The sequence below is a fragment of the Catellatospora bangladeshensis genome (assembly GCF_016862575.1).
GTDB classification, from domain to species: domain Bacteria; phylum Actinomycetota; class Actinomycetes; order Mycobacteriales; family Micromonosporaceae; genus Catellatospora; species Catellatospora bangladeshensis.
Genome location: NZ_BONF01000012.1, coordinates 23351 through 48724, shown reverse-complemented (window position 1 = coordinate 48724; position 25374 = coordinate 23351). Strand labels below are relative to the sequence as shown.

General features: G+C 71.7%; 22 protein-coding genes. 10 read left to right on the top strand and 12 right to left on the bottom strand.

The window, feature by feature from the left end:
* The first annotated feature begins 17 nt into the window (after nucleotides 1-17).
* Nucleotides 18-1082, top strand: a complete 1065-nt coding sequence (locus Cba03nite_RS12735) for an NAD-dependent epimerase/dehydratase family protein (RefSeq protein WP_203745494.1) — start codon at nucleotides 18-20, stop codon at nucleotides 1080-1082.
* Nucleotides 1083-1110: 28 nt separating this feature from the next.
* The gene (locus tag Cba03nite_RS12730) at nucleotides 1111-1929 is read left to right on the top strand and encodes a WecB/TagA/CpsF family glycosyltransferase (RefSeq protein ID WP_203745493.1); all 819 of its coding nucleotides are present in this window, start codon (nucleotides 1111-1113) and stop codon (nucleotides 1927-1929) included.
* Between the two features lie 139 nt (nucleotides 1930-2068).
* On the opposite strand, the gene Cba03nite_RS12725 is transcribed toward Cba03nite_RS12730, so the two are convergent.
* Entirely contained in the window at nucleotides 2069-2413 is a 345-nt protein-coding gene (locus Cba03nite_RS12725) for a hypothetical protein (protein WP_203745757.1), read from the bottom strand.
* Between the two features lie 171 nt (nucleotides 2414-2584).
* Here Cba03nite_RS12725 and Cba03nite_RS12720 point away from each other — a divergent pair, with 171 nt between their 5' ends.
* On the top strand, nucleotides 2585-3367 hold the full coding sequence (locus Cba03nite_RS12720; RefSeq protein ID WP_203745491.1) for a hypothetical protein: 783 nt from the start codon (nucleotides 2585-2587) through the stop codon (nucleotides 3365-3367).
* A gap of 87 nt (nucleotides 3368-3454) precedes the next feature.
* On the opposite strand, the gene Cba03nite_RS12715 is transcribed toward Cba03nite_RS12720, so the two are convergent.
* Both Cba03nite_RS12715 and Cba03nite_RS12710 read right to left on the bottom strand, forming a co-directional pair.
* Nucleotides 3455-3673, bottom strand: a complete 219-nt coding sequence (locus Cba03nite_RS12715) for a DUF397 domain-containing protein (protein ID WP_203745723.1) — start codon at nucleotides 3671-3673, stop codon at nucleotides 3455-3457.
* The gene (locus tag Cba03nite_RS12710) at nucleotides 3643-4527 is read right to left on the bottom strand and encodes a helix-turn-helix domain-containing protein (RefSeq protein ID WP_203745489.1); all 885 of its coding nucleotides are present in this window, start codon (nucleotides 4525-4527) and stop codon (nucleotides 3643-3645) included. The genes Cba03nite_RS12715 and Cba03nite_RS12710 overlap by 31 nt, the downstream gene beginning before the upstream one ends.
* 381 nt (nucleotides 4528-4908) lie before the next feature.
* Between Cba03nite_RS12710 and Cba03nite_RS12705 the strand changes: the two genes are divergently transcribed.
* Nucleotides 4909-5223: a hypothetical protein gene (locus tag Cba03nite_RS12705; protein WP_203745487.1), complete on the top strand. Its 315-nt coding sequence runs from the start codon at nucleotides 4909-4911 to the stop codon at nucleotides 5221-5223.
* 344 nt (nucleotides 5224-5567) lie between these two features.
* Nucleotides 5568-5789 carry a hypothetical protein gene (locus Cba03nite_RS12700; protein WP_203745485.1) on the top strand — a complete coding sequence of 74 codons (222 nt, stop codon included), beginning with the start codon at nucleotides 5568-5570 and terminating at the stop codon, nucleotides 5787-5789.
* A gap of 59 nt (nucleotides 5790-5848) precedes the next feature.
* Here Cba03nite_RS12700 and Cba03nite_RS12695 read toward each other — a convergent pair whose 3' ends face one another.
* Both Cba03nite_RS12695 and Cba03nite_RS12690 read right to left on the bottom strand, forming a co-directional pair.
* On the bottom strand, nucleotides 5849-6787 hold the full coding sequence (locus tag Cba03nite_RS12695; protein WP_203745483.1) for a PASTA domain-containing protein: 939 nt from the start codon (nucleotides 6785-6787) through the stop codon (nucleotides 5849-5851).
* Nucleotides 6788-6866: 79 nt separating this feature from the next.
* Nucleotides 6867-7556: a PASTA domain-containing protein gene (locus tag Cba03nite_RS12690; protein WP_203745481.1), complete on the bottom strand. Its 690-nt coding sequence runs from the start codon at nucleotides 7554-7556 to the stop codon at nucleotides 6867-6869.
* A 98-nt stretch (nucleotides 7557-7654) separates the two neighbouring features.
* On the opposite strand from Cba03nite_RS12690, the gene Cba03nite_RS12685 reads away from it, so the two are divergent.
* The gene (locus tag Cba03nite_RS12685) at nucleotides 7655-8860 is read left to right on the top strand and encodes a hypothetical protein (RefSeq protein ID WP_203745479.1); all 1206 of its coding nucleotides are present in this window, start codon (nucleotides 7655-7657) and stop codon (nucleotides 8858-8860) included.
* Nucleotides 8861-8866: 6 nt separating this feature from the next.
* Here Cba03nite_RS12685 and Cba03nite_RS12680 read toward each other — a convergent pair whose 3' ends face one another.
* On the bottom strand, nucleotides 8867-10105 hold the full coding sequence (locus Cba03nite_RS12680) for a CapA family protein (RefSeq protein ID WP_239125683.1): 1239 nt from the start codon (nucleotides 10103-10105) through the stop codon (nucleotides 8867-8869).
* A gap of 53 nt (nucleotides 10106-10158) precedes the next feature.
* Nucleotides 10159-11634: a glutamate-cysteine ligase family protein gene (locus Cba03nite_RS12675; RefSeq protein WP_203745478.1), complete on the bottom strand. Its 1476-nt coding sequence runs from the start codon at nucleotides 11632-11634 to the stop codon at nucleotides 10159-10161.
* Nucleotides 11635-11791: 157 nt separating this feature from the next.
* On the opposite strand from Cba03nite_RS12675, the gene Cba03nite_RS12670 reads away from it, so the two are divergent.
* A complete protein-coding gene (locus tag Cba03nite_RS12670) occupies nucleotides 11792-12265 on the top strand; it encodes a MarR family winged helix-turn-helix transcriptional regulator (protein WP_203745477.1) in 474 nt (157 codons plus the stop codon).
* A gap of 321 nt (nucleotides 12266-12586) precedes the next feature.
* On the opposite strand, the gene Cba03nite_RS12665 is transcribed toward Cba03nite_RS12670, so the two are convergent.
* Complete coding sequence (locus Cba03nite_RS12665; RefSeq protein WP_203745476.1) at nucleotides 12587-15037, bottom strand: ATP-binding protein; 2451 nt, start codon at nucleotides 15035-15037, stop codon at nucleotides 12587-12589.
* 148 nt (nucleotides 15038-15185) lie between these two features.
* Here Cba03nite_RS12665 and Cba03nite_RS12660 point away from each other — a divergent pair, with 148 nt between their 5' ends.
* Together Cba03nite_RS12660 and Cba03nite_RS12655 are read left to right on the top strand one after the other, a co-directional pair.
* The gene (locus Cba03nite_RS12660; protein WP_203745474.1) at nucleotides 15186-15680 is read left to right on the top strand and encodes an RNA polymerase sigma factor; all 495 of its coding nucleotides are present in this window, start codon (nucleotides 15186-15188) and stop codon (nucleotides 15678-15680) included.
* A complete protein-coding gene (locus Cba03nite_RS12655; protein ID WP_203745472.1) occupies nucleotides 15673-16569 on the top strand; it encodes a hypothetical protein in 897 nt (298 codons plus the stop codon). The genes Cba03nite_RS12660 and Cba03nite_RS12655 overlap by 8 nt, the downstream gene beginning before the upstream one ends.
* A 73-nt stretch (nucleotides 16570-16642) precedes the next feature.
* Here Cba03nite_RS12655 and Cba03nite_RS12650 read toward each other — a convergent pair whose 3' ends face one another.
* From Cba03nite_RS12650 to Cba03nite_RS12635, 4 genes are all read right to left on the bottom strand, one after another.
* Complete coding sequence (locus Cba03nite_RS12650) at nucleotides 16643-17788, bottom strand: acyl-CoA dehydrogenase family protein (RefSeq protein ID WP_203745470.1); 1146 nt, start codon at nucleotides 17786-17788, stop codon at nucleotides 16643-16645.
* Nucleotides 17789-17799: 11 nt separating this feature from the next.
* On the bottom strand, nucleotides 17800-19320 hold the full coding sequence (locus tag Cba03nite_RS12645; RefSeq protein ID WP_203745468.1) for an acyl-CoA carboxylase subunit beta: 1521 nt from the start codon (nucleotides 19318-19320) through the stop codon (nucleotides 17800-17802).
* 220 nt (nucleotides 19321-19540) lie between these two features.
* The gene (locus Cba03nite_RS12640) at nucleotides 19541-20416 is read right to left on the bottom strand and encodes a chaplin (protein WP_203745466.1); all 876 of its coding nucleotides are present in this window, start codon (nucleotides 20414-20416) and stop codon (nucleotides 19541-19543) included.
* A gap of 486 nt (nucleotides 20417-20902) precedes the next feature.
* On the bottom strand, nucleotides 20903-21805 hold the full coding sequence (locus Cba03nite_RS12635) for a hydroxymethylglutaryl-CoA lyase (protein WP_203745719.1): 903 nt from the start codon (nucleotides 21803-21805) through the stop codon (nucleotides 20903-20905).
* A 290-nt stretch (nucleotides 21806-22095) separates the two neighbouring features.
* On the opposite strand from Cba03nite_RS12635, the gene Cba03nite_RS12630 reads away from it, so the two are divergent.
* Nucleotides 22096-25335: a S8 family serine peptidase gene (locus Cba03nite_RS12630; RefSeq protein ID WP_203745463.1), complete on the top strand. Its 3240-nt coding sequence runs from the start codon at nucleotides 22096-22098 to the stop codon at nucleotides 25333-25335.
* The last annotated feature ends 39 nt before the right edge of the window (nucleotides 25336-25374 follow it).

The window sequence follows — 25374 nt, the reverse complement described above, 5'->3', positions numbered from 1 at the left end:
GTTACAGGGAGTATCTGGTGAGCGTTGCGCTGGTGACCGGCTCGGCCGGTCTGATCGGTTCCGAGGCGGCCCGCCACTTCGCCGGCCTGGGCATGCACGTCGTCGGCCTCGACAACGACATGCGCAAGTACTTCTTCGGCGAGGACGGCTCGACCGCGTGGAGCCTGGTCAACCTGACCAGCAAGCTCGGCGACTCCTACACCCACTACGACGTGGACATCCGCGACCGCGACGTGCTCAACAAGATCTTCGAGCGGTACGGCCGGGACATCTCCCTGGTGATCCACACCGCGGCCCAGCCCAGCCACGACTGGGCGGCCAAGGAGCCGTTCACCGACTTCGACGTCAACGCCGTCGGCACGCTCAACGTGCTGGAGTACACCCGCCAGCACTGCCCCGACGCCGCGTTCATCTTCTGCTCGACGAACAAGGTCTACGGCGACACCCCCAACCGCCTCCCGCTCATCGAGCAGGAGACGCGCTACGAGATCGACCCGTCGCACCAGTTCGCCAACGGCATCACCGAAGAGATGACGATCGACAACAGCCTGCACTCGATCTTCGGCGTCTCCAAGGTCGCCGCGGACGTGGCGGTGCAGGAGTACGGCCGCTACTTCGGCATGAAGACCGCCGCCTTCCGCGGCGGCACGCTGACCGGTCCGGCGCACTCCGCCGCCGAGCTGCACGGCTTCCTGGCGTACCTGATGCGCTGCGTGATGGAGGGCCGCACCTACAACCTGTTCGGCTACAAGGGCAAGATGGTGCGCGACGCGATCCACTCGCACGACGTGCTCACCGCGTTCGAGGCGTTCTTCCGCAACCCGCGCTCCGGCGAGGTCTACAACCTGGGCGGCGGCCGCTTCTCCAACACCTCCCACCTGGAGGCGTTCGCCGTCGCCGAGCAGATCACCGGCAAGCAGGCGCAGGTCAACTACGTGGAGCAGAACCGCGTCGGCGACCACCAGTGGTACGTCAGCGACATGGCCAAGTTCCAGGCGCACTACCCGGACTGGAAGATGACCTACGACGTCCCGGCTATCCTCAACGAAATCTACGAGGCCAACGCCGACAAGTGGATGTAGCCCCCACCTGCGCACATAGAGGTACGCGATGACGACGACGCCGACCACCGGCAGCAAGCGCAACGTGCTCGGCGTCTTCGTCGACGCCACCGACTACGCCGACGCGACCGAGCGCATCATCCGCGCCGCGACCGAAGGCCGCCCGTTCGCGGTCACCGCGCTGGCGGTGCACGGCGTGATGGAGGGCGTCGCCGACTCCCGGCTCGGCGCGCAGCTCAACAGCTTCGACCTGATCACCCCGGACGGCCAGCCGGTGCGCTGGGCGCTCAACCTGCTGCACGGCGCCGGCCTGCGCGACCGGGTGTACGGCCCCGAGCTGACGCTGCGGGTGCTGGCCCGTGCCGCCGAGGACGGCCTGCCGGTGTACCTCTACGGCTCCACCCAGCCCACGCTGGACCGGCTGATCCCGGCGCTGATCGCGAAGTTCCCCGGGCTGAAGATCGCGGGCAGCGAGCCGTCGAAGTTCCGCGGCGTGGAGCCCGGCGAGCCGGAGCAGATCGCGGCCCGCATCGCCGGCTCCGGCGCGCGCATAGTGCTGGTCGGCCTGGGCTGCCCGCGCCAGGAGAAGTTCACCTACGCCATGCGGCCGTTCCTGGACATGCCGCTGCTGGCGGTCGGCGCCGCGTTCGACTACCACGCGGGCGGGCTGCGCAAGCCGCCGGCGTGGATGCAGCGCCACGCCCTGGAGTGGCTGTGGCGCCTGGGCCTGGAGCCCAAACGCCTGTGGCGCCGCTACCTGATCCTCAACCCGAAGTACCTGGCCCGCCTGGGCGCCCAGAAGACCCGCCTCTGGCGCGCCACCCCGGCCACCCCCGCCACGGACTCCCCCGCCACCTTCGCGGTGTGACGGCCTGAAGCCCGGCCACCGCGCGGCCCGGCCGCCGGGCGCACCCGACAGGAGCGGAAGTCCGCGCAGCGGACGAGCGACCGGAGGGTAAGCCCGGCCTCTCAGGCCGGGCCGCCGCGCCCGCGGAGCGGGCGCCAGCTCAACGGTTGCGCTGGTAGATGAGGTCCAGCACGGAGCGGGTGGCCTCGAACCAGCGGTTGAGCCATTCGGCGGTGGGCTGGGAGCCGCGGGGCGGGAGTTCCAGCAGCAGGCCGCGGAGCAGCGGGTGGTCCACCAGCGAGGTGGCGGGCACGTCGAGCCAGCTCGGCGAGGCGAACGACTGCTCGCCGAAGCCCTCCAGGGCGAGCGCCTGCAGCGGTCCGGGGCCGGGCTCCAGCAGGGTGTCTCCCGGCAGCTGCGCCCGTTCCTGGTCGCGTTCACGGTCGCGGAGGATCCGGTCCCGGTTGCTGGGGCTGGCGGGCTGGCTGGGCACGTGCTCAGGCATCGTCATCTCGTCCTACCTGGTCGGCGCGTTACGCGGTGTGGTCAACCGGCGTCTGATACAACGACCGCAGCGGAGTGCAGGCGACGGTCAACCCGCGGCCGTGACTGCACGTGTTGCTTGCGTGACTAAGCGCAAGCTAACCAGTTGTGCATCACGTGCGGGGGAACCACGATGGCCGCTGAACCGGCGTCCACACCGCTGCCGTCCCAGGTGACGGCGGCACAGCTCATCGGCGAGCTCAGCCGGCTGGTCCGGCAGCTGCCGTGTCCCCACTGCGGCCAGGAGGCCGCCGATCACGGGGCCGCGTCGCCCCCGCCGTCGCAGGCGCTGGTCCCGGCCGCCCGGGAACCGTACGACGACACCCCTCCGCGCGATCCGCTGGACGAGATCGACGACGAGGAGCGCTGGCTCTGGCGGCTGGTCGAGGAGGCGGAGCGGGTCGCCGCGGCGGCGCCGGCGGGGCCGGACCCGCGGCAGCTGGCGCTGGCCGAGCAGCGCTGCCAGGAGGCGTACGAGGCCGAACAGAAGGTGCGGGCGCGCATCCAGGCGACGCAGCAGGCGCTGGCGCAGCCGTCCTCCTGGCTGCGCCCGAGGCACCGGGCCGCACTGGTGCGCCACCTGCGCGAGGATCGGGCGGCAGTGGTGCTGACCGCGATCCAGCGCGGCCGGATCGAGGAGATCCGCGGCCGGCTGCGCGGTGTCGCCGAGCGCCGCGCGGCGTACCTGACGGCGCACCGGACCACGCTGGAGGCCGGGCGCAACGCACGGGACGAGCTGACCCGGGTGCTCGACCACCTGATCGACAGCTACTCCCGGATGCCGCAGCCGCCGGCCTGGTTCCGGTTCGGCCTGGACTTCCCACCCGAGCCGGGGCGGCGCCGGGAGTGGCTCGACCAGGCGCGGGAGACGATGACGCAGCGGCGCCGCGCGTCCCTCAACCGGCCGGTCCTCTGACGGCGAAGGACCCCTTCCGGCACCGTCGGGGCGGCGCGCGGAAGGGGTCCTCGTCAGCTGTGTGCCAGAGCTGTCAGCGGGGCGACCTCACAGGTCGAACTCGCCGTCCTTCGCACCCTCCACAAACGCGTCCCACTCGTCCGGCGTGAAGATCAGTGCCGGGCCGGTGGGGTTCTTGGAGTCGCGCAGCGCGATCGCGCCACCCACGAACGCGACTTCAACGCAGTTGTCGCAGTTCGGCCCACTCCGGGTGCTCTTGTACCAACGTGCTTGACTCAGATCGACTCGAAACCCCTTGGTCTCGATTTCCATAGTGGCTCCTCCGCCAGTTGTGCGATCAGCTCGGCGGACTCCTCGGGGCTCAGCGCGGCCCTCTGGACGTTCTCGAAGATCCTGGCGTACTTCTGCAGTTCGTCGTTCTTTTCGAGGAAGAGTCCCCCGGTCGCATTCTCCGCGTAAACGACGTTGGAGTCATCCTGTTCGGCAAACTCCAGAATCGCGAAAGTACCGTCCATACCGGCATGTGAACCGCTTTCGAACGGCAACACCGAAATGGTTACGTTCTGCCACGAGGCCGCTTCAGCAAGTAGCCGCAATTGGTCTCGCATGACCTTGTCGCCGCCCACGGGCCGGCTCAGCACCGACTCATCGAGCACCACCTGAAACCTGATCGCATCGTCTTGTCGCGTGAGCAACGATTGGCGGGCCATCCGGACACGGACTCTGTTCATGACATCTTCGTCAGTCCAGTCCGGCTGGGCACCGCGGATCATCGCCTCAGCGTATTCGGCTGTCTGCAGCAGTCCCGGGACGACCTGTTGCTCGTACGCCCTGATGGAACTGGCCGCAGCTTCCAACCCGACATAGGCGCCGACCAGCACGCTGCTGTACGGGTGCCACCAGCCCTTCTGTCTCGCCTCCTTGGCGATCTCGACGAGCACGTCCACCTCCTCGGCCGGCGTACCGTAGATCGTCAGCATGTCGCGAACATCGCGACTGGTCACCGAGCTGTGCCCGGTCTCGATACGCGAGATCTTGGACTGGGAACACTCCATCCTGTCGGCGACGAACTCCAGCGTGATGCCGGCGTTCTCGCGCCGTTTCCGCAGCTCGGCGCCGAGTCTTCGGCGACGCACGGTCGGGCTCTGTCGGGTTGTCACGGCGCACCTCCGCGACGCATGTCGGCGGAGGCACGCGGTTCACGCCCCCGCCCAGCAATTGGTCTGTCGTGTTGGGAGTCTGCTCCGACGATCGGCGAATCTTCAACCGGCCGAACGCACAGACGGTGCGACACGGCATGACCGGGCGGACGGCCAACAGCATGTCATATACCGGACGAATGACACCAGACCGCATACGCAGTTTGCAACTTGCATTCAGCAAAGTCTTCCGGCACAGTGTCTGTTATGGGCCCCGGTGGTGCTGATCTTCCGTTTTCATGATCACACACAGTGGGCGGAGCTTCACCTCCAGCGTTCAACGAGCGACATCCGAAAACGTGTTGTTCCAGATCTGCGGTATGACGAGAAGCAGGAGACAAGGTGACTCCCCAAGCCGGCGACATCCTCTACGTCACTCGTGAAGCCAGCGTCCAGTTCCTGCGCCCGATGATGTTCCGGGTGATCCGTGTCCACGACTGGCCGACCTACGAGGGCTGGGTCTGGCTCGACGGCTACCAGCTCAACTCCGCGGGGGACGCGGTGGAGCGCCGCTCCATCTTCGTACAGCGCGCCGGGCTGCGAATCGTTCCGGACAACGGCGCCGCCACGCGGGCCCGCACCGCGCCGGCCCGGGCCGGCCAGCGCCCGGCGCTGAGCCGCCCCCACCTGCGCCCGGCGACCGCCGGGGTGCGCTGAGCAATTCTCGCGAATCCTGCCCGGACCGGAGCGCACCCGGCCTACGCTCGAATGACCCTAGTTGAACGACGGTAGCGACCCGCCCGGTCGGCCTGCGTCCATGCACAGGCGGCCGCGACGAGCCCCTACCGTCGGCGGAACCCGGTCGTCCAGCACGCCGCCACAGCAGTCGCGGCAGGCTGCCCGGTCGGCGTCCCGTTCCTCCGCGTGGCACGGCACCCGCTCACCCGGGAGACGGCGCCATGGACAACCGAACCATCGCTCCTGGACGCGGTTCCAGAGCGACCGTTCCACATCGGCCCCACCGGCTCGCCGCACTGTGCGGTGCGGCGCTGGCAGCGGCGTTGTTCACGCCGGTGCCGGCCACGGCCGGGGCCACCGAGGGGGCAGCCGCGACGGCCGCGGCCGCACCCGTCGCGCAGCAGGCAGCGCCGCCTGCCGTGATCTCCGAGCACACCGTGTCCAGCGAACTCATGGCACGGTCGCTCATCTCCACCGGAATGATCGGCATCGGACTCGCCCTGGGCGGGATCGTCATCGTCACCCACCGGCGCCGCCAGTGGTGACGGGAGCCGACACGGCAGGAGGCCCGTTCCGGTGTCCCGGAACGGGCCTCCTGCCGTGCTCACTCCTCCTCGGGGCTGGGACTCGGCTCCGGGCTGGGACTCGGCGAGGGCGACGGGCTGCTCGGCGCGACCGCGATCACGAGTTCGACGCTCTCTCCGGGCGCCAGCTCCGTCCCGGAGTCCGGCTTGACGTCCACGACGGTCCCCGGGTCCGCCTCGTCGGTCGGGCGCAGCGAGATGCTGGGGTTCAGGCCTACCGCGGCGAGCGCGTCGATCGCCTCCTGCTCGGTCATGCCGATCAGGTCGTCCGGCACCGCCACCAGGCTCGGGGCGGCGGACGGCGTCGGCGACGGGCTGGGCGCGGCGCTGGTCGGCGCGGCCGAGGTCACCACCGGCGACGGGGAGGCGCTCGGCTCCGGCGTGGGACCCGCACCGCGCAGGGCGAACCAGGCAGCCACCCCGAACAGCAGCAGAAGCAGCAGCGCGATCCCGGCGATGATCAGCGGCGCCCGCCAGGTCCGCTCCCCTTCGCCGTACTCGACGCCGGGCGGCGGCGCCGCCTCGCGCATCGGCCCGGCGTCCCGGCTGGGCACGCCCGCGCGACCGGTCCAGACGTCCTGGGCCGGCATCACGGAGGTGCGGTCCGCGGGCGGGGGCGGCGCGGGGGCACCGCCATAGGGCGGCAGCACCGAGGTCCGTTCGTCGTCCGGACCGCCGACGGGCGGCATGGCGGTGGTCCGGTCGTCGTCCGGGGGCACCGCGCCGTACGGCGGCAGCGCCGACGTGGGCCGGTCCCCCGGGCCGCCCGGCAGGACGGTGGTCGGCTCGTCCCCGGGCCCCCGGCCGGGCAGCACCGTGGTCGGTTCGTCGCCGGCCGGGGTACGGTCCGCGGGCTCCTCGTCCGGGCGGCCGGCGGGCAGGCGGGTGGTCTCGTCGGGCGGGGGCGGCTCGGAGCCGGGCCCGCCCGGGGCGTCCCTGTCATCGTGGGCATCGGACATGGTGCCGTCCTACCACGTCCGCCGGACGGTTACGCCTCACCCACCCTGCGTGGCGTGCCGGGGCACGCCACGCACCTGGTCAGCCGGCTGCCGGCGACGGCGACTCCGCCACGCCGCACGTGAGGTCGACCGCGTCGTTCCAGCCGACCTCCTGGTCCTTCGGGACCGAGACGGCCAGCACCGTGCCACTGCGGCCGTTGAGGTACCGCCCGATCCGCAGGCCCTGCTCCACCAGCTTCTTCTGTGCGGCGCTGCAGGACTGGCCGACCACGTCCGGCATCGGGAAGCGCACCCGCGGCCCGGCCACCACGATCGTCACGGACGTGCCCCGCAGCACCGGCTGCCCGGCGGCGGGCACGGTGCTCAGCACCGACTCCGCGGAGGCCGTGCTCGCCTGGTCGAACTCGACCTTCACCGAGACGCCGAACTTCGCCATGATCTCCAGGCGGGCCTCGCGGAAGGGCCGGGTGAGCACGTCGGGCATGGCCTGGAAGCCGCCCCCGGTGGCCGACGGGCTGGGCTCCGGCGTAGGCGAGGGCAGCTCACTCGGCGACGGGCTCGGGCTCGGCGATGCGGCCGCCGCCGACGGGCTGGCGCTGGCCTGGGCCTGCGGCTCCGCACCGGTGCCGGCGACGTACCATCCGATCGCGAGCCCGGCGACGGCGAGCATCACCGTCGCGGTCGCCAGCAGCGCGATCGTGCCGGGGCTGAACCCGCGCGGTCGCTGTGACGACGTCATGGGCGCCGTCTCCTGCCACGGGTCGGTCATGCTGGTCTCCTCTTTCGGGGTACGCCCGGCGAACGCTACGCCGCAACGAGAGTAAACCGTTCACACGAACCGCCCTCGCATTGCTATACGCTCGCGTCATGTTCTCTCAGGGCCCGGGCCCGGGCACGCGGCTGGGGCTGGGCGCGGTCGCGGCGGCGGCCGGGATCGCGGCGGCCGCCGGAGCAGCACAGCTGGGCATCGGATACGGCCTCGGCATCTTCTCCTGGGTGCCGACCGTCGGCGCGCCGGGTGAAGCCGCCTGGCTGGCCAGTCTTGCCTGGACGGTCTGGATTTCCGCCGTCTCGGTGGTCCTCGGTGCCGTGGTGGCCGACCGGGTCGGCTCCGCGACAGTCCCGATCTCGACAGCGGTCCGCACGCTGCGCCGCACCGCTCTCGCGATCGCCGCGGCGGTCGGCGGGCTGCTCGTGGTCGCGCTGACCGCGGTGCCCGCACGGGTCGCGGAGCGCGCGGACACGTTCGCCCCGCAGGTGATCGTCGGCGGCTACGCCATCACCGGCGTGCTGCTCGGCCTGTTCGTCGCCGTCGCGGCGCTGTCCGCCCGCGCCGTCGCCGCGAACGTGCTGGCCACCGGTGGCTGGCTGTGGCTGCTCGCGGTCACCGCGACCGTGGACGGCATCGCCGCCGGCCGCGAGCCGGCCGTCGCGCAGCTCGGCGTGTGGCCGGTGACCGCCGACGGGCCGTGGTTCCGCAGCCTCTACCTGCCCGGTGCGGCCATCGCCGCGCTGTCCGCGCTGGTGATCGGCTTCCTGGCGGCGCTGCCCGCGGTGCGCCGCCGCGACGGCCAGGCGGGCGTGGTGCTGTCCGGCGCCGTCGGCCCCGCGCTGGTCGCGCTCGCCTACCTGCTGGCCGCGCCGAAACTCACCGGGGTGCAGCCGGAGCAGCTGTCCGCCCATCTCGTCGCGCCGTACGCGGTGGTCACCGGCCTGATCGGGGCGGTGCTGGCCCAGCTGCTGGCCGGGCCGCGCCGCCCGCGCCCGGTCACGGCGGTCCGGAGCACCCCGGCACCCGCGCCGGAGCCCGCGTACGCCGACCACACCACGCCCCTGGCCGGGCCCGCGCAGGCGGCACCCGCGCCGGCGGCCGCCCCGGTGAAGGCCAAGGGCACCGCCTCCGTGCCGAAGCCGGCCGCCGAGCAGACCAGCGCTGCCCCGGCCGTGCCGGATCAGGGCGAGCCCACCCCGGTGCCGGCGGGCAAGGCGGCCGCCGACAAGGCAGCCGAGCCGCCCACGCCCAGCCCCGCGCCGAAGAACGGGCCCCGCCAGGGTCGCCCCCGGAAGGGCTGAGCCCGGTCAGCGCAGCACGACCAGGCCCGCTCCGCCCGCGCCGCGCGAGCGGAGCACGCGGTAGGAGCGGGCGCCGCTGGCCCGGCAGGCGGGCTGCCGGGCCGCCGGGCAGTCCGACACCAGCAGCAGCCGGGCCGGGCCGTCGTTGAGCTGCATGAACGTCGGCAGGGCCGCGGCCTCGGTGACGGTGAACCGGCCGGGCGCGGTCTCCACGAAGGTGAAGCGGCTGATCACGCCGTCCCGGGTCTCGTTGGAGAAGCCCTGGTACGACACGTGGTTGCCCATGCCGTACGCGACCCAGCGCCCGTTGATCCGCTCGAACGGCTGCACCACGTGCGCGTGGTGGCCGAGGATGAGGTCGATCGAGCCGTCGTTCAGCAGCTGCTTCGCGACCGACACCTGCTGCGAGTTCGGCCGGTGCTCGTACTCGGTGCCCCAGTGGATGGAGACGATCACGACCTCGGCGCCGGCCGTGCGGGCCCGCCGGGCCGCCTCCCGCACCCGCTTCGGCTCCAGGTAGTTGACCAGCCACTCCCTGCCCCTGGGACGCGGGATGCCGTTGAAGGAGAAGCTGTACGACAGCAGTGCCACCCGCACCCCGCGCACCGTCATCAGCTGCGGGGTGTCCTGCTCCGCCCGGCTGCGGGCCATCCCGGCGTGCCGGATCCCGGCCGCGTCGAGCGCGTTCAGGGTGCGCCGGATGCCCGCCTCGCCGCCGTCGAGCGAGTGGTTCGAGGCGGTCGAGCAGGCGTCGTAGCCGGTCTGCTTGAGCGCGGGCACGATCTGCGGCGGCACCTTGAACGTCGGGTAGCCGGTGAACGGGCCCCCGGCCCCGCCGAGCGGCGTCTCCAGGTGGCAGATAGCCAGGTCGGCGGACTCGACCACGGACCGTACGCCGCGCAGCAGCGGCGCGAAGTCGTAACCGCGCCCGCCCGCGTCCCGCTGCGCCTGTCGCCACAGCCCGTTGTGCAGCAGCACGTCCCCGCTGCCCACCACCGTGAAGGTGCGGGGCGTGAACGCGCCGGGCGTCGACGTGGCGGGTGTCGAGGTGGCGGGTGTCGAGGTGGCGCTCGGCGCGGGCCGGGGCACCGGCACCGCGGCGGCGGGCAGCACCTCGGGCCCCTCGGGCGGTGCGCCGCCGCCGGAGAGCCACGGCGTCATCGCCACCGCCGTCATCGCGGCGAGCAGCGCCGCCATGCTCGCGGGCAGCGCCCGCTGACCGATACTCCCCCGTTGTTCGATCACGGCGAGCACACTCCCTGAGATCGACGGATCACACCATCAGCTGTTGGGTGGAGTCAGCCCACCGGCCACGTGTGCACGGGCTCGTTGCTGCGCTGCAGCTCCGCGTAGCGGCCGACCATGGCCCGCAGCGCGGCGGGCCGGGTCGCCCCGGCGCTCTCCAGCGCCCGTACGGTGTTGACCTGCCAGGTGGATCCGGTCTGCCCGGTGAGGCAGCGCTGCTCGATGATGCCGAGCAGCCGGTCGCGCTGTTCGGGGTCGACCCCGAACCGGTCCAGGCCCTCCGCCGCCCGGGGCAGCAGCACCTCCAGCACCAGGTCGGTCACCCGGATCTCGCCGATGCGCGGCCACCAGACGGGTGCGGCGATACCGCGCCGGGACGCGGCGTGGAAGTTGTCCTGCGCGACGCTGAACGGGAGCTGGGTCCAGAGCGGACGGTCGTCCTCCACCAGCGCGCGCACCAGCCCGAAGTACAGGGCGCCGTTGGCCAGCATGTCGACGACCGTCGGGCCGGCGGGCAGCACGCGGTTCTCGACCCGCAGGTGGGGGCGGCCGCCCATGATGTCGTACACGGGCCGGTTCCAGCGGTAGACCGTGCCGTTGTGCAGGCGCAGCTCGCCGAGCCGGGGCACCCCGCCGTCACGCAGCACGGCGACCGGGTCCTCCTCCTCGGCGATCGGGAGTAATGGCGGGAAGTAGCGCACGTTCTCTTCGAACAGGTCGAATATCGAGGTGACCCAGCGTTCGCCGAACCAGACGCGGGGGCGTACGCCCTGGGCCTTCAGCTCGTCCGGCCGGGTGTCGGTGGCCTGCTCGAACAGCGCGATCCGGGTCTCCGACCAGAGCTGGTGCCCGAACAGGAACGGCGAGTTCGCACCTACGGCGACCTGCACGCCCGCGATGACCTGCGAGGCGTTCCAGTACGCGGCGAAGTCGGCCGGCGAGACCTGCAGGTGGAACTGCAGGCTGGTGCAGGCGGCCTCGGGCGCGATGGAGTCGGTGCGGATGCGCAGCCGGTCGGCGCCGCGGATGTCGACGCCGATCTGCTCCCCGCGGGCGGCCAGGATCTCCTCGTTGAGCGACCGGTAGCGGCCGTTGGTGGAGAGGTTCTCGGTCACCGTGTGGTCGGTGGTGAGCGTCGGCAGGATGCCGATGGTGAGCAGTGCGGCGTCGTGCTTGCGGGCGGTGGTGTCGGCCCGGCGCAGGCTCTCGATGATCTGCTGCTCGTAGCCGGCCAGCCCGTCGCCGGAGATGAGCCGCGGCGGCACGTTCAGCTCCAGATTGAACCGTCCCAGCTCGGTCTGGAACGACGGGTCGTTGAGGTCGCGCAGCACCTCCTCGTTGACCATCGCGGGCAGGTGTTCGTTGTCGACCAGGTTCAGCTCGATCTCCAGCCCGGTCGTCGGATGGTCGTGATCGAAGCTGAAATCGTTGAGCATCAACGCGAAGACGTCGAGGCAGCGACGCACCTTCTGGCGGTAGTGCTCCCGCTCCTGGCGGGTGAACGTGTGCAGCGCAACGTCCTTGCCCATGAGCCCTCCCCGACGCACGGTGACCAAGCGAACCCTCAGAGTACGTTTCGCGGACGACAGTCGTATCAGGTGGTCGTCCTGATTGGCACACCCGCTGTCTCACCCAGTGGGATACGAAGGGCAACAAATGTGCCAACCCCCCATATACGATGCGCAAATGGAGCTACTCGACGATTCGAGGCTCACCGCCATGGGCCTGCTCTCCGAGGCGTACACCAGCCTCATCACCATCTGCGCGGAGCAGTTCGCCGCGCACGGCCTGGCACCTGTCGAGTTCGAAGTGCTGCTGCGTCTGGCCCGGTCGTCCGGACACCGGCTGCGCATGACCGACCTGTCACGACAGACGTCCATGAGCACGAGCGGGGTGACCCGCATGATCGACCGGCTGGAGCGGGAGGGCCTGGTGTCCAGGGTCCCGTGCGACACCGACCGTCGCAGCTCGTACGCCGCGATCACCCCCAAGGGCCTGGCCCGCCTGCGGGAAACCGTCCCCGGCCACCTGGAACTCCTTGACGAATGGCTCATCGGTCCCCTCACCCAGCGGCAACTGCAGGGTCTGCTTGTCGGCCTGCGGGTGGTGCGGGACGCGGTCCGCCCGGATGCCACCCTGGGCGGTGACGACGGGCCATGACGGTCGCGGCGTTCCATGATCCCCCTATTGCCCCTACAACCGTGCTGCCTGCGGCAGAACCGGCGGCAGAAGTGACGTTCTCTCCCGAGAAAGGACACTTAAAGCCGCAAATCGTATGATCCCGACTGCTAGCGTCATGGCCCTGTGGGAGGACGGCCAGGCCGGCCAAGCTCATGGGGGACCAGCACGGGGGACACGCACGGGGCAGCATCGGCGCGGGCGGAGACGGCGGGGGGACGCGGCAGGCCAACACAGGCCGCGGAAGGGACATCATCCGTCGGGGGGCCGCCCGCGCCGAACACCACGGGCACCCGTGACCGCTCAGATCCCGGCCAGCAGCTCCCGCTCCCGCACGGTGAGCACGATGCCGGTCGACTCCTGCAGCTCCCGCAACCGGGCCAGCGCCGGCGCCGGATCGTCGCTCGTCACGGCCAGCCCCACCAGCGCCTCGGCCAGATCCCGCTGATCGGTCAGCCCGTCCGTCTGCCGCGCCGCGGCGGTGTACCAGGACGCCGCGAGCGTGCGCTGGCCGCGCCGCCCGGCCAGCGTCGCCTCGATCATCGCGCAGTCCCAGTCCTCGTCCAGCTCCGCGAGCGGCAGCATCACGCCCTGCTCGTCGGGCAGCTGCGAGCGGATGTCGGCGAGCGCCTTCTCCGCCTCCTCCACCCGGCCGCCCAGCGCGTACGCCAGGCCGATCAGCCCCAGCAGCCGCCGCCGCTCGCCCGGATTGCCGATGTCGGCCAGCAGCTCCGCCGCCTGCAGGCCCACCCGCACCGACTCGTCGAACCGGCCGTCCAGCCGCAGCACCTCGGCCAGGTTGGCCCGGGCCAGCGCGCGCAGCTTGTGCTCGCCCGAGCGCGCCGACAGCCGGTCCACCGCGGCCAGCCGCCGCTGCGCCGCGGCCAGGTCGGCCACCCGGAGGTCGTGCCAGATCAGGTTGTGCTGGGCCACCGCCATGTCACGCACCCGTCCGGTCCGGGTGGCCAGCGCCAGGCTCGCCTCACCGTGCCGGCGGGCGTCCTCGTACGCGCCCGTGCCCTGCTGCACGGCCTGTAGCACGGCACGCGCCGCCAGCTCGCCCGTGACGTCACCGACCAGCAGGAACGCCGACAGCGCGGCCTCGCCGCGGGACAGCTCGGCCCGGCCCGCGCCGTGCTCGGCGGCCAGCTGGAGCACGCCCAGGTTCGCCCAGGCCCGCACCGCCGGGTCGGCGTCGTCGCTGCGCGGGTCGTCGAGCAGCCGCAGCAGCCACTGCCGGCCCTGCTGGTCCCGGCCCCGGAAGCGCCACCAGCGGGGCAGCTGCGCGGCCAGGCTCAGCGCGATGTGCGGCTCGTGCTCGGCCGAGTGCGCCAGCGCCGCCCACAGGTCACTGGCCACGTCGTCGAGCCGGGCGACCGCCGCGGCCAGGGTCGAGCCGCCCATCGCGGGCGCGTTGCGGGCGGCGAACCGCGCGAACACCATCGCGTGCTGCCGCCGCGCCGCCGCCAGCTCCCCCGCCACCTCGGCCTGCTCGGCGGCGTACTCCTTCACCACGTCCAGCAGCACGAACCGGAACGCCCCGGAGCCGCGCACCTGGACCAGGCCTAGCTCGACCAGCCGCTCCAGCACCGGCACGACGTCGACCTGCGGGCCGAGCAGCTCCTCGGCCAGCTCCACCGACCACCGGTAGCCGAACACCGACAGCCGCCGCAGCGCCTCCCGCTGCGCGGGCTCCAGCAGCCGGTAGCTCGCCGTCACCACGTCGCGCAGGGTGACCTGCGGCGGCGAGGCGGCCACGTCGGCGCTGCCCAGCTCCAGCAGGCGGTTGCCGTAGCGGGCGAGCATCTCGGCGGGGTCGAGCACCCGGCCGCGCGCCGCCGCGAGCTCGATGGCCAGGGGCAGCCCGCCGAGCCGGCGTACCAGCGTGACCAGGGCCTCCACCTCGACGTCGGCGGGCGACCGGCGCACCTGCCGCCAGCGGGCCAGGAACAGCGCGCTGGCCGGATGGCGCTCGGCCTCCGCCAGTGAGGCCACGCCGGCCGGCGGCAGCGCCAGCGGGCCCACCGGCCACACCTGCTCACCGGCCGGGCCCAGCGGCGCCCGCGCCGAGGCCAGCACGCGCAGCAGGGGCGACTGCGCCAGCAACTCGGTCAGCACGGCGGTGCACGCCTCCGGCGAGCGGTCCACCGCGTCCACCATCAGCAGCACCGGCTGCTCCAGCCGGGCGGGCAGCTCGGTGGGGCGGCTCACGCCGAGCACGGCGCAGATCACGTCCCGCAGGTCGCTCGCGCTGTCCCCGGCCGCGACGCTGATCGCGGCCGCACCTGCCGGAAAGTGCGCCTGCGCCCGGTGCGCCACGGTCAGCGCGAGCACGCTCTTGCCCACCCCGGCCAGCCCCACCAGGGTGGTCAGCCCGGGCTGGGCGGCCATGTGCGCCACCAGCGTGTCGATCTCGTCGGCCCGGCCGTACAGCTCCGGCGGCGCGGGCAGGTGGAACGCGGGCCGGGCGGGGGGCGGGGCGGGATGGGCCTGCCCGCGGGCGGCGGCGTGGAACTCGGCCAGCGCCTCCCCGACCAGCCCGAGCGCCGTGGCGAGCAGCTCCACCGTGGTGCGCTGGGGCCGGGCGGCCCGGCCGTGCTCCAGGTCCCGCACGGTGCGTACGCCCAGCCCGGCGCGGGCGGCCAGCTCCGACTGGGTCAGCCGCGCGGTGTCCCGGTGCGTGCGCAGGAGCGCGCCGAATGAGGCCGCCGACTCGTCAGCGGCCTCGGCGGGAACCGGGTGACCTGGGGCCATGGCCGCAAAGACTATCTACCCGAGTCCGAAGGTGGGAGTGCACCGTCTACTTTTTGGCGCTGTCCCCGAACATGACCGGGATCACACCTGCAACCTCACCGCGGAGCTGTTCGTGTCTGCTCTCACCTACCGACGAAAGGGGTGAGCGGTGCGCGACGCGGAGAGCTTCGACGAGTGTTACCGGGGGACCTCACGCCGCCTGCTCAGCTACGCGTACGCGCTCACCGGGGACTGGGCGCAGGCCCAGGATCTGGTGCAGGAGGCGTACATGAGGGCGTGGCGGCAATGGGGCCGCCTGTCCGAGTACGAGGACGTCGAGGCGTGGCTGCGCCTGGTGGTGTCCCGGCTGGCCACCGACGTGTGGCGGCGCCTGCGGCGCTGGCGCGGGGCCATGCGCCTGCTCGGCCCGGCTGCCGACGCCGAACCCGCGGACGAGTCCGCCGTACTGCTCCAGCGGGCGCTGCGCGGCCTGCCCGCGGTCCAGCGCCAGGCACTGGCCCTGCACTACCTGTTCGACATGCCGGTGGCCCAGATCGCGCAGGACGCGGGGGTCCCCATCGGCACGGTGAAGAGCTGGCTCTCCCGCGGGCGCACCAGCCTCGCGGCCGTACTCAACGCGACAGAGGTGAGCGGTGATGAGTGAGATCGAGGACGCGTTCGCCCAGGTGAACGCCGAGGCGCAGCGGAAGAGGCTGCCCCCGGCGGAGCAACTGCGCACCCGTGGCGACCGCCGGGCCCGGCGGCGGGCCGCGGTCGGCACGCTGGCGCTGGTCGCGGTCGGCGCCGCGGCCGCGGTGGGGCTGCTGCCACTGGCCGCCCGGCACCACCCGGACCAGATCGCGGCACCCACGGGTTCCGTCACGACCAGCCCGGCGGCACCGGCGTCCGCCCCGCCCAGCGCCTCCCCGTCCCCGGCGGCGCCGCCGACCGCGGGCTGCCCCGGCGGCTCGTACACCGTGCAGATCCCCACCAAGGCGCTGGTCAACGGCAATGCGCCGGGTATGGAGGACCACGCGCTGGCCTACCGCTGCGGCCGCGCGCCCAGCGGGGACGCGGCGCGGGCGCTGCCCCGGGTGTGCAAGAGCGGCTCGCACGTCAGCGACCGGTCGATCCTCGGCCGCCGCGGCGTCTACGCGTACCTCAAGCCGCCGCAGCCGGACTACGTGCCGAGCAGCTACTTCCACACGGTGACGCGGTACACCGCGCCGGAGGCGGCGAGCGCCTACCTCGCCGAGCTGCGGGCGGCCGTGGCCCGGTGCGGCGACGGGTACGCCGACGGGGCCGCGCGGTACGCGTACTCCCTGGTCGACGACACCGGCGCGGGCGACGAGTCGCTGATGCTGACCCTGAAGGTGACCTACGACGAGCCGATCGAGGGCGCACCGCAGGAGGCGCTCTTCTCGATCTCGGTGATCCGGGTGGGCGATCACGTCTCGGTCGTGTTCGACGTCGGCTGGGAGGGCTCCCCCACGCCGCCCAAGGACCTCGACCCGGTCCTCACGAAGGCCGTGGAGAAGCTCCTGGCGCTCTGAGCCGGACGGCGTCGGCGTGATGTTAAGAAGGGCACCTTCTACAACGCATAGCGTTAAGAAGGTGCCCTTCCTTTTAGCGGAGGCCGAGGTCGCGGGCGATGATCATCCGCTGGATCTCCGAGGTGCCCTCGCCGATCTCCAGGATCTTGCTGTCGCGCCACATGCGGGCGACGGGGAACTCGTTCATGAAGCCGTAGCCGCCGTGGATCTGGGTGGCGTCGCGGGCGTTGTCGACGGCGATCGTGCTGGCGTGCAGCTTCGCGATGGCCGCCTGGCGCTTGAAGTCCTCGCCGGCGACCAGGCGCTGGGCGGCGTCGCGCCAGGCCAGGCGGGCGGTGTGGGCGCGGGTCTCCATGTCCGCGATCATGAACTGGATCGCCTGGTAGGAGCCGATCGTCTTGCCGAACGCCTCGCGCTGCGCGGCGTACTTGAGCGACTCGTCGACGCAGCCCTGGGCCAGGCCGGTGGCCAGCGCCGCGATGGCGATCCGGCCCTCGTCGAGGATCTGCAGGAACTGGGCGAAGCCCCGGCCGCGCTCGCCGAGCAGGTTCTCCGCGGGCACCCGGACGTCGGTGAAGGTCAGCTCGTGGGTGTCCGAGGAGCACCAGCCGACCTTCGAGTAGCCGGGCGCGACGGTGAAGCCGGGCGTGCCCGACGGCACGATGATCGAGGAGATCTCGTCCGGGCCGGTGCGCGCGGTGACGGTGACCAGCGTGGTCATCGTGGTGCCGGAGTTCGTGATGAACGCCTTGCTGCCGTTGATGATCCACTCGGTGCCGTCGTCGGACAGGCGCGCGGTGGTCCGGGTGCCGCCCGCGTCGGAGCCCGCGCCGGGCTCGGTCAGCCCGAACGCGGCCAGCGCCTCGCCGCTGACCAGCTGCGGCAGCCAGCGTCGCTTCTGCTCCTCGGTGCCGAACCGGTAGATCGGCATCGCGCCGAGCGAGATCGCCGCCTCCAGCGTGATCGACAGCGACGAGTCGACCCGGGCCAGCTCCTCCAGCACGATGCACAGGGCGAGGTAGTCCCCGTCCATGCCGCCGTACTCGCTGGGGAAGGGCAGGCCGAACAGGCCCATCTCGCCCATCTGCTTCACCAGGTCGTACGGGAACTCGTGCCGCTCGTAGAGGTCGCCGATCACCGGCGCGACCTTGTCCTGCGCGAACCGGCGCACGGTGTCGCGCAGCTCCCTGTGCTCCTCGGACAGCCCGAAGTCGGTCATCTCGGCCTCTCTTAAACCGGAGTCACGCCGTGTCGGCGGCGTGAGAAGTGACGGTCCTTGCCCTGTGCGGCTCGGTACCGCTGGATGAGCTCGTCGCGGAGCCGGTCGGGCTCCACGATCGCGTCGATGACCAGCTCGCTGGCGAGCCGGACGATGTCGATGTCGGTCTCGTACTCGGCGCGCTTGGCGGCGATGAACGCCTCCCGCTCCGCCTCGTCCTCGATCGCGGCGATCTTGTTGGCATACACGGCGTTGACGGCGGCCTCGGCGCCCATGACCGCGATCTTGGCGGTGGGCAGCGCGATCGTCGCCTCGGGCATGAATCCGGGTCCCGCCATGGCGTAGAGGCCCGCGCCGTACGCCTTGCGCACCACCACGCAGATCTTCGGCACGGTCGCCTCGCTGATGGCGGAGACCATCTTGGCGCCGTGCCGGATGATGCCTTGCTTCTCCACCGCGCTGCCCACCATGAAGCCCGGCACGTCGCACAGGAACAGCAGCGGCACGTTGAACGCGTCGCACAGCTGCACGAAGCGGCTGGCCTTGTCGGCCGAGTCGACGAACAGCACGCCGCCCTTGAACATCGAGTTGTTGCCGACGACGCCGACCACCTGGCCGTCCAGCCGGCCGAAGCCGACCGTCAGCTCCTTGGCCCAGCGCGCCTGGATCTCGAAGAACTCGCCGCCGTCCAGCAGTCCCTTGACCATCTTCCGCATGTCGAACGCGCGGCGCTCGCTGTCGGGCACCAGCGCGGCCAGATCGGTCTCCGGCGCGGGCATCGGCTCCAGCGCGGGCGGCTGCTCGGTCCAGTTCGACGGCAGGAAGGACAGGTAGCGGCGGACCACGCCGAGCGCCTCGTCCTCGTCCTTGCACAGGAAGTGGCCCACACCGGACTGCTCGGTGTGCACCTTGGCGCCGCCCATCGCCTCCAGCGTGGTCTTCTCCCCCGTCACCATCTCGACCATGCGGTCCGAGCCGAGGTACATCGAGGCGTTGCCGTCGACCATGGCGACCACGTCGCAGAACGCCGGGATGTACGCGCCCCCCGCCGCGCTCGGCCCGAACAGGGCGCACACCTGCGGGATCGCGCCCGACGCCTTGACCTGCTGGTAGAAGATGTTGCCCGCGCCCCGGCGGCCGGGGAACAGGTCGACCTGGTCGGTGATCCGGGCCCCGGCCGAATCGACCAGGTACACCATCGGCACGCCCTGGCCGTACGCCCGCTCGATGATCCGGATGATCTTCTCGACGGTGCGCGCGCCCCAGCTGCCGGCCTTCACGGTGGAGTCGTTGGCCATCAGGCACACCGCCCGGCCGTCGATCGTCGCCTGACCCGTGATCACGCCGTCCGCGGGCAGCCCGTGCGCCAGCGCGTTGGCGAACATCCCGTCCTCGACGAACGAGCCCTTGTCCACCAGCCGCGCGATCCGCTCCCGCGCGAACAGCTTGCCCTTGGCGGCATTCGCCTGGTGGTACTTGGGCGCCCCGCCGGCCCCGATGCGCTCCCGCAGCTCATCCAGCCCCTCGTGCATACCGCGCCTCTCCTCCCACCACCACCGACCTAAACGATAGTTAAGCTACCACCTGGTGGGACGACCCGCCTCCTCCCGCCGCCATGGTCATTCGACTTGCCTGGCACATGGGCGAATCATGGGCGTGCATTCCCCCACGTGCCAGGCAAGTTGGAGGATCTTGGGGGTACGGCGAAGGGCCGGCGCGTCAGGCGCCGGCCCTTCGTTCGTGGTGCGGGGTTCAGCAGAAGTTCGCGGTGGAGCCGCCGACGCTGGCGGCGTTGGCGTTGCCCAGCAGGGCGCCGACGGCGACGCCGGAGATGTCGATCGGGGCCTGCACCGGCACGAACACCTGGTTGCCGCTGAGGATGCCCGAGTTGCCGAACGTGTTCCAGTTCAGCTCGCAGGTGCCCTGGGCCTTCCCGTGCTGCCACCGGCCGCGCTGGTTCATCAGCTTCTGCTTGGCGCCGATGTCGAAGCTCGCGCTGGTGTTGCCGACCGCGCTGGTCAGGCCGCTGGTCAGCCCGTTGATCGGGAGCAGGCCGGTGACCACGTCCAGCGGTGCGCTCTCCAGCGGCGGCGCCGCGGCGAGCTTGTTCTTCTTCTTGTTCTTGCCCTGGTGCGCGTGCCACGCCGGCTCGCCGCCGTAGGGCTGCGGGTACGGGTTCTCGTCGACCTCGTCCGGCTCCTCGCCGGGCAGGTTCGCCTCGGAGCCGCCCACGCACCACGCGTTCGCGTCGCCGAGCACGCCGACGCCCACGCCGCACGCGTTGATCGGCGCCTGGATCGGGGCCAGCACCTGGTTGCCGCTCAGGATGCCCGAGTTGCCGAGGCTGTTCCAGTCGGTGGGCAGCGCGTCCTCGCCGTAGTTGGCCTCGCTGCCGCCGGTGCAGCTGGCGTTCGCGTTGCCGAGGATGCCGATGGCGATGCCGCAGATGTTGATCGGGGCCTGCACCGGCAGCTTGATCTGGTTGCCGCTGCCGATGCCGGAGTTGAAGGAGGTGTTCCAGTTGTCAGCCGCGTGCGCGCCCGTGCCGCCCACCAGCAGCACGCCGGCGGAGATCACGCCGACCTTCACGGACGTCTTGGTCCACGTGCCCAGCGAAGTCGCAGTCATGTGAATCGCAGTGCCTTTCGATCTGGAATTGCCACGGTGAAGATGCAGTGTTCTGCGATGTCACGGTTACCTTCCGTAGTGGCCTATGTGCACGGTGGGGCGCGCCGGAGTACGGTCACTCCAGCTGTCGACGTGCGCCCGGTTCACCTGATTCGGCTCGTACAAATAGGGCATTTATGACATCGCTGGAGTCAACGAGCTTGCCATTGCTCGGACACGCGGTCTGACGACGATCTCCAGCCAAGGCAAATGCCGCCCGTTATACAAATTACGGCTTATGTCCGAATTGACCTGGATTCGATTGGCAATAGCAGTCAGATAAGCGACAGGGAGTGACCGATGCTCACTCCCTGTCGACGCTGCGCGATCAGGACTCGTCGAACGAGGGTGGTGACATCCGGTGCTCCCCGCTGGTGGCTGTCCTGTCAACCACATGTCACGCGTGCACCCGGCACGCGGTTGCGAGGAATCTTCCGGAAGGGACGATCAGCTCACGGTGCGGCTGCGCGGCCCGGCCCGCAGCACGCCGGAGGGCAGCTCCCGGCCCACGATCCGCTCGGCCAGGCGGGCCGCCTCGATCAGCCTCTCCAGGTCGATCCCGGTGTCGACGCCCATGTCGTGCAGCATGTGCACGACCTCCTCGGTGGCCACGTTGCCCGAGGCCCCGGGCGCGTACGGGCAGCCGCCGAGGCCGCCCACGCTGGCGTCGTACTCGGTGACGCCGAACTCCAGGGCGGTGAGGATGTTGGCCAGGCCGGTGCCGCGGGTGTTGTGGAAGTGCAGCAGCATCGGCACGTCGGGGTGCCGCTCGCGCACGATCGACAGCAGGTCGCGCACCCGGCGCGGGGTGCCCATGCCGGTGGTGTCGCCGAAGGCGATCCGGTCGGCCCCGTCCGCGACGACCCGGTCGACGATCCCGGCGACCCGGCGCGGGTCCACGTCCCCCTCGTACGGGCAGCCGAAGCTGGTCGCGATGATCACCTCGGCGGTCGAGCCGCCCTCGTGCAGCGCCGGGATGAGCTGGGCGATCTCGTCCAGGGACTCCTCGGTGGCCCGGTTGATGTTGCGGCGGTTGTGCGTGTCGCTGGCCGACACCACCACCTCGACCTCGGTGAACCCCCCGGCCAGCGCCCGCTGGGCACCGCGCAGATTGGGCACCAGAGCGCTGTAGCGCACCTTCGGGTCCCGGGCGACCGTGCTCCACACCTCGTCGGCGTCGGCCATCTGCGGAATCGCCTTGGGGTGCACATAAGAGACGGCTTCGATCCGGCCCACGCCGGTGGCGCTCAGCGCGTCGATCAGCCTGACCTTGTCACCCGTGGGCACCGGGTCCTCGTTCTGCAGCCCGTCACGCGGACCCACCTCGCGAATCGACACCCGCCCCGGCAGCACAACACCCATCCCGCCACCTTAACCCTCGTTAAACACCCCCGCCACGCCCCCCGCACCACCCCTCCCCGCCGATCTTGCACCAACTGTGGGTGCGACTCGCACTATCCGCCCAAAAGGGCAACACTTCGCGCAAGATCAACACGATCTTGACGCGCCACCTCGGCTTCCCCGGCGACCTTCAGCGGATCATGGCATTCACTCACGTCACTGCTCAACGTATCCCCCGTTCAGGGGCGTCTCTATATACGACAGTCCAACGCGGACTGATCGCTCGAACGGGGAGGATCATGCGTTTCCGCAGAAAAACCCGAACGTTCCTGGCGGTGGGGATGGCCGCCATCCTGCTCGCGGCCGCACCAGGCGCCGCCGGAGCCCAGCAGACGGCCGCGCCCGCGGCGGCCCGGACCGCACCAGCCACCGCGCAGGCCAAGTCGGTGACCCTGATCACCGGTGACCGGCTCACGGTGCACGGCGGCGGCCGGATCAGCGTGACGCCGCGCGACGGCGTGACGTACCACGGCTACCAGGCCGGGGGGCACCACTACGTCATCCCGTCCGACGCCGCGCCGCTGCTCGCCGCGGACCGGCTCGACAAGCGGCTGTTCGACGTGACGGAGCTGCTCGCGGTGCAGGCCGCGCGGCCGTCCACGCTGCCGCTGATCGTGTCCGGCGCGACGTCCGCGCCCGGCCTGACCGCGCAGCGGCGGCTCCCGGCCGTCGGCGGCTTCGCCGCGGAGGCGACGCCGGAGTCGCTGGCCTCCCGCTGGCAGGCGACCCGCACCGGCCTGAGCAAGGGCAAGATCTGGCTGGACGCCGTACGCAAGCCGACGCTGGACCAGAGCGTCCCGCTCATCGGCGCACCGGCTGCCTGGTCGGCAGGCTTCGACGGCGCCGGGGTCACCGTGGCGGTGCTCGACACGGGCATCGACGCGAGCCACCCGGACCTCACCGGCCGGATCAGCGCCCGGCAGAACTTCACCGAGGGCGAGGAGGACGACCGCGACCTGGTCGGACACGGCACGCACGTCGCGTCCACGATCGCGGGCAGCGGCGCCGCCTCCGGTGGTAAGTACAAGGGTGTCGCACCCGGGGCCGCGCTGCTCGACGGCAAGGTCTGCGTCGAGGGCGGCTGCCTGGAGTCCTGGATCGTGGCCGGTATGCAGTGGGCCGCCGAGTCCGGGGCCGACGTGGTCAACATGAGCCTCGGCGGCACGAACACGCCCGACGTCGACCCGGTCGAGCAGGCCGTGAACGACCTGACCGCGCAGCACGGCACGCTGTTCGTCATCGCGGCGGGCAACTCCGGCGCGGACGAGACCGTCAGCTCGCCCGCGACCGCCGAGGCGGCGCTGGCCGTGGCGGCGTTCACCAAGTCCGACGAGCTCGCCGAGTTCTCCAGCCGGGGCCCGAGCGCCGACGGCTGGGCGGTGAAGCCGGAGATCGCCGCGCCGGGCCAGGACATCGTCGCGGCCCGCAGCAAGGACGGTTTCCTCGGCACGCCGGGTGAGCTGTACATGCCGCTGAGCGGCACGTCGATGGCGACCCCGCACGTGGCGGGCGCCGCGGCGCTGCTCACCCAGGTGCACCCGCAGTGGACCCCGGCGCAGCGTAAGGCCGCGCTGATGGCGGCGGCCAAGCCGGTCTCCGGGATCGGGGTGTTCGCGCAGGGCGCCGGCCGGGTGGACGTGGCCCGTGCGATCACCCAGCAGGTGACCACGAGCCCCGCGTCGGTGACGTTCGGCCTGCAGGAGTGGCCGCACGACGACGACGAGGTCCGCACCAGCACCATCACGTACCAGAACGGCGGCAGCGCGGCGGTCACCCTGCAACTGGCGCTGACCACCGCCGCCCCGGCCGGGATCTTCTCGCTCAGCGCCGACACGGTCACCGTGCCGGCGGGCGGGCAGGCCTCGGTGACGCTGACCGCGGACACCCGCCAGGGCGGGGAGCTGACCGGCGGCCTCGGCGGCCAGGTCACCGCGACCGCGACCGGCGTCTCGGTGCAGACCCCGTTCGGCGTGGTCCGGGAGGAGCTGAAGCACCCGGTCAAGGTCACCGCGACCGAGCGCGACGGCGACCCGGCCGAGAACGCCTTCACCGTGATCCTGCGCAAGGACGGCTACCAGGAGTGGCTCGCCTTCGGCGCCAGCAACGACCTGCGCCTGCCGCCGGGTGAGTACTTCGCCTTCAGCTGGGTCGACGAGGTCGGGGACGGGTCGTTCGCCACCACGCAGATCATGTACCCGAAGCTCACCGTCAGCGGCCCGGCGACGGTCTCCTTCGCCGCGAAGGGCGCGGGCGGCTTCGACGTCACGATCCCCGACAAGGAGGCGACCGCCCTGCTCACCGGGTATGACGTCTTCTACGACGAGGGCGACTTCGGCGTCGGGGTGGGCATCGGCGGAGGCTCGTTCGACTCGATGTTCGCCAAGCTCATCGGTCCCAAGCCGGCGTCCGGCCTGAGCTCGCAGCTCTACGGCACGCTGGCCCGGGTCGACGAGGAGGGCAACCCGGCCAAGGCGCCGCACGTGTACAACCTGGGCTGGTACAGCCCCGACAGCATGCTGTCCGGGGTGGTCAAGCACCTGCGGCAAAGCGACTTCGCCAGCGTGAAGGCGGCGCACGCCGCGCACGTCAAGGGCTCCAACGGGGTGCGGATGAACTTCCTCGCACCGCCGGACAGCAGTGGCGGCTGGGCCGTCGGCTGGCCGGTGCCCCTGCCGTTCACCCGCACCGACTACTACGCGGGCAATGTGCCGTGGCAGGTCGAGGTGATGGAGGAGGTGCCGGCCGAGGGCGAGGACTGGCCGATCACCATCTCCGACACCGCCGGGGTCACGACGTACCGGGCCGGGCGCACCTACCAGGAGCAGTGGAACAAGGGTGTGTTCGGGCCGAGCGTGGCGCCGTTCTTCCCGGGCGACATGCCGGCGCTGCGCGAGGGCGACATCATGTACCTGAGCCCCGGGCTGCTCGGTGACGGGCAGGGCCGGGCCGGCTTCGGCAGCATCACCGCCGGGCACGGGGCGCTCTACCGCGACGGGGTGCTGGTCGCCGAGTCGACCGACGCCCCGTACGTCTTCGCCGAAGGGGTGGCCGCGGGCAAGGCGAAGTTCCGCTTCGACGCCGGCCTGGAGCGGGACACGCGGCTCACCACGAAGCTGACGGGGAGCTGGACGTTCCGTTCGGGTGCGACCGAGGAGATGACGTCACTGCCGCTGACCGCGGTCAGCTTCGCGCCGAAGCTGGACGACCACAACGTCGGCAAGGCCGGCGGCCTGGGCGTCTACCCGGTCACGGTCACCCAGACCGAGGGCTCGGGCCGGGTGACCAAGCTGGCCGTGCAGGTGTCCTACGACGACGGCAAGACCTGGAAGAAGGCTCCCCTGCTGCGGTTCGGCGGGGAGTGGATCCTGGCAGTGGTGCACCCGAAGGCGGGCGGCTTCGTGTCGCTGAAGGCGTCGGGCGCCGACTCGCACGGCAACACCTTCGACCAGACCGTCATCCGGGCGTACGAGCTGCGCTGACCATCGCATGAAGAAGGGGCCCGGCGGCGTGACCGCCGG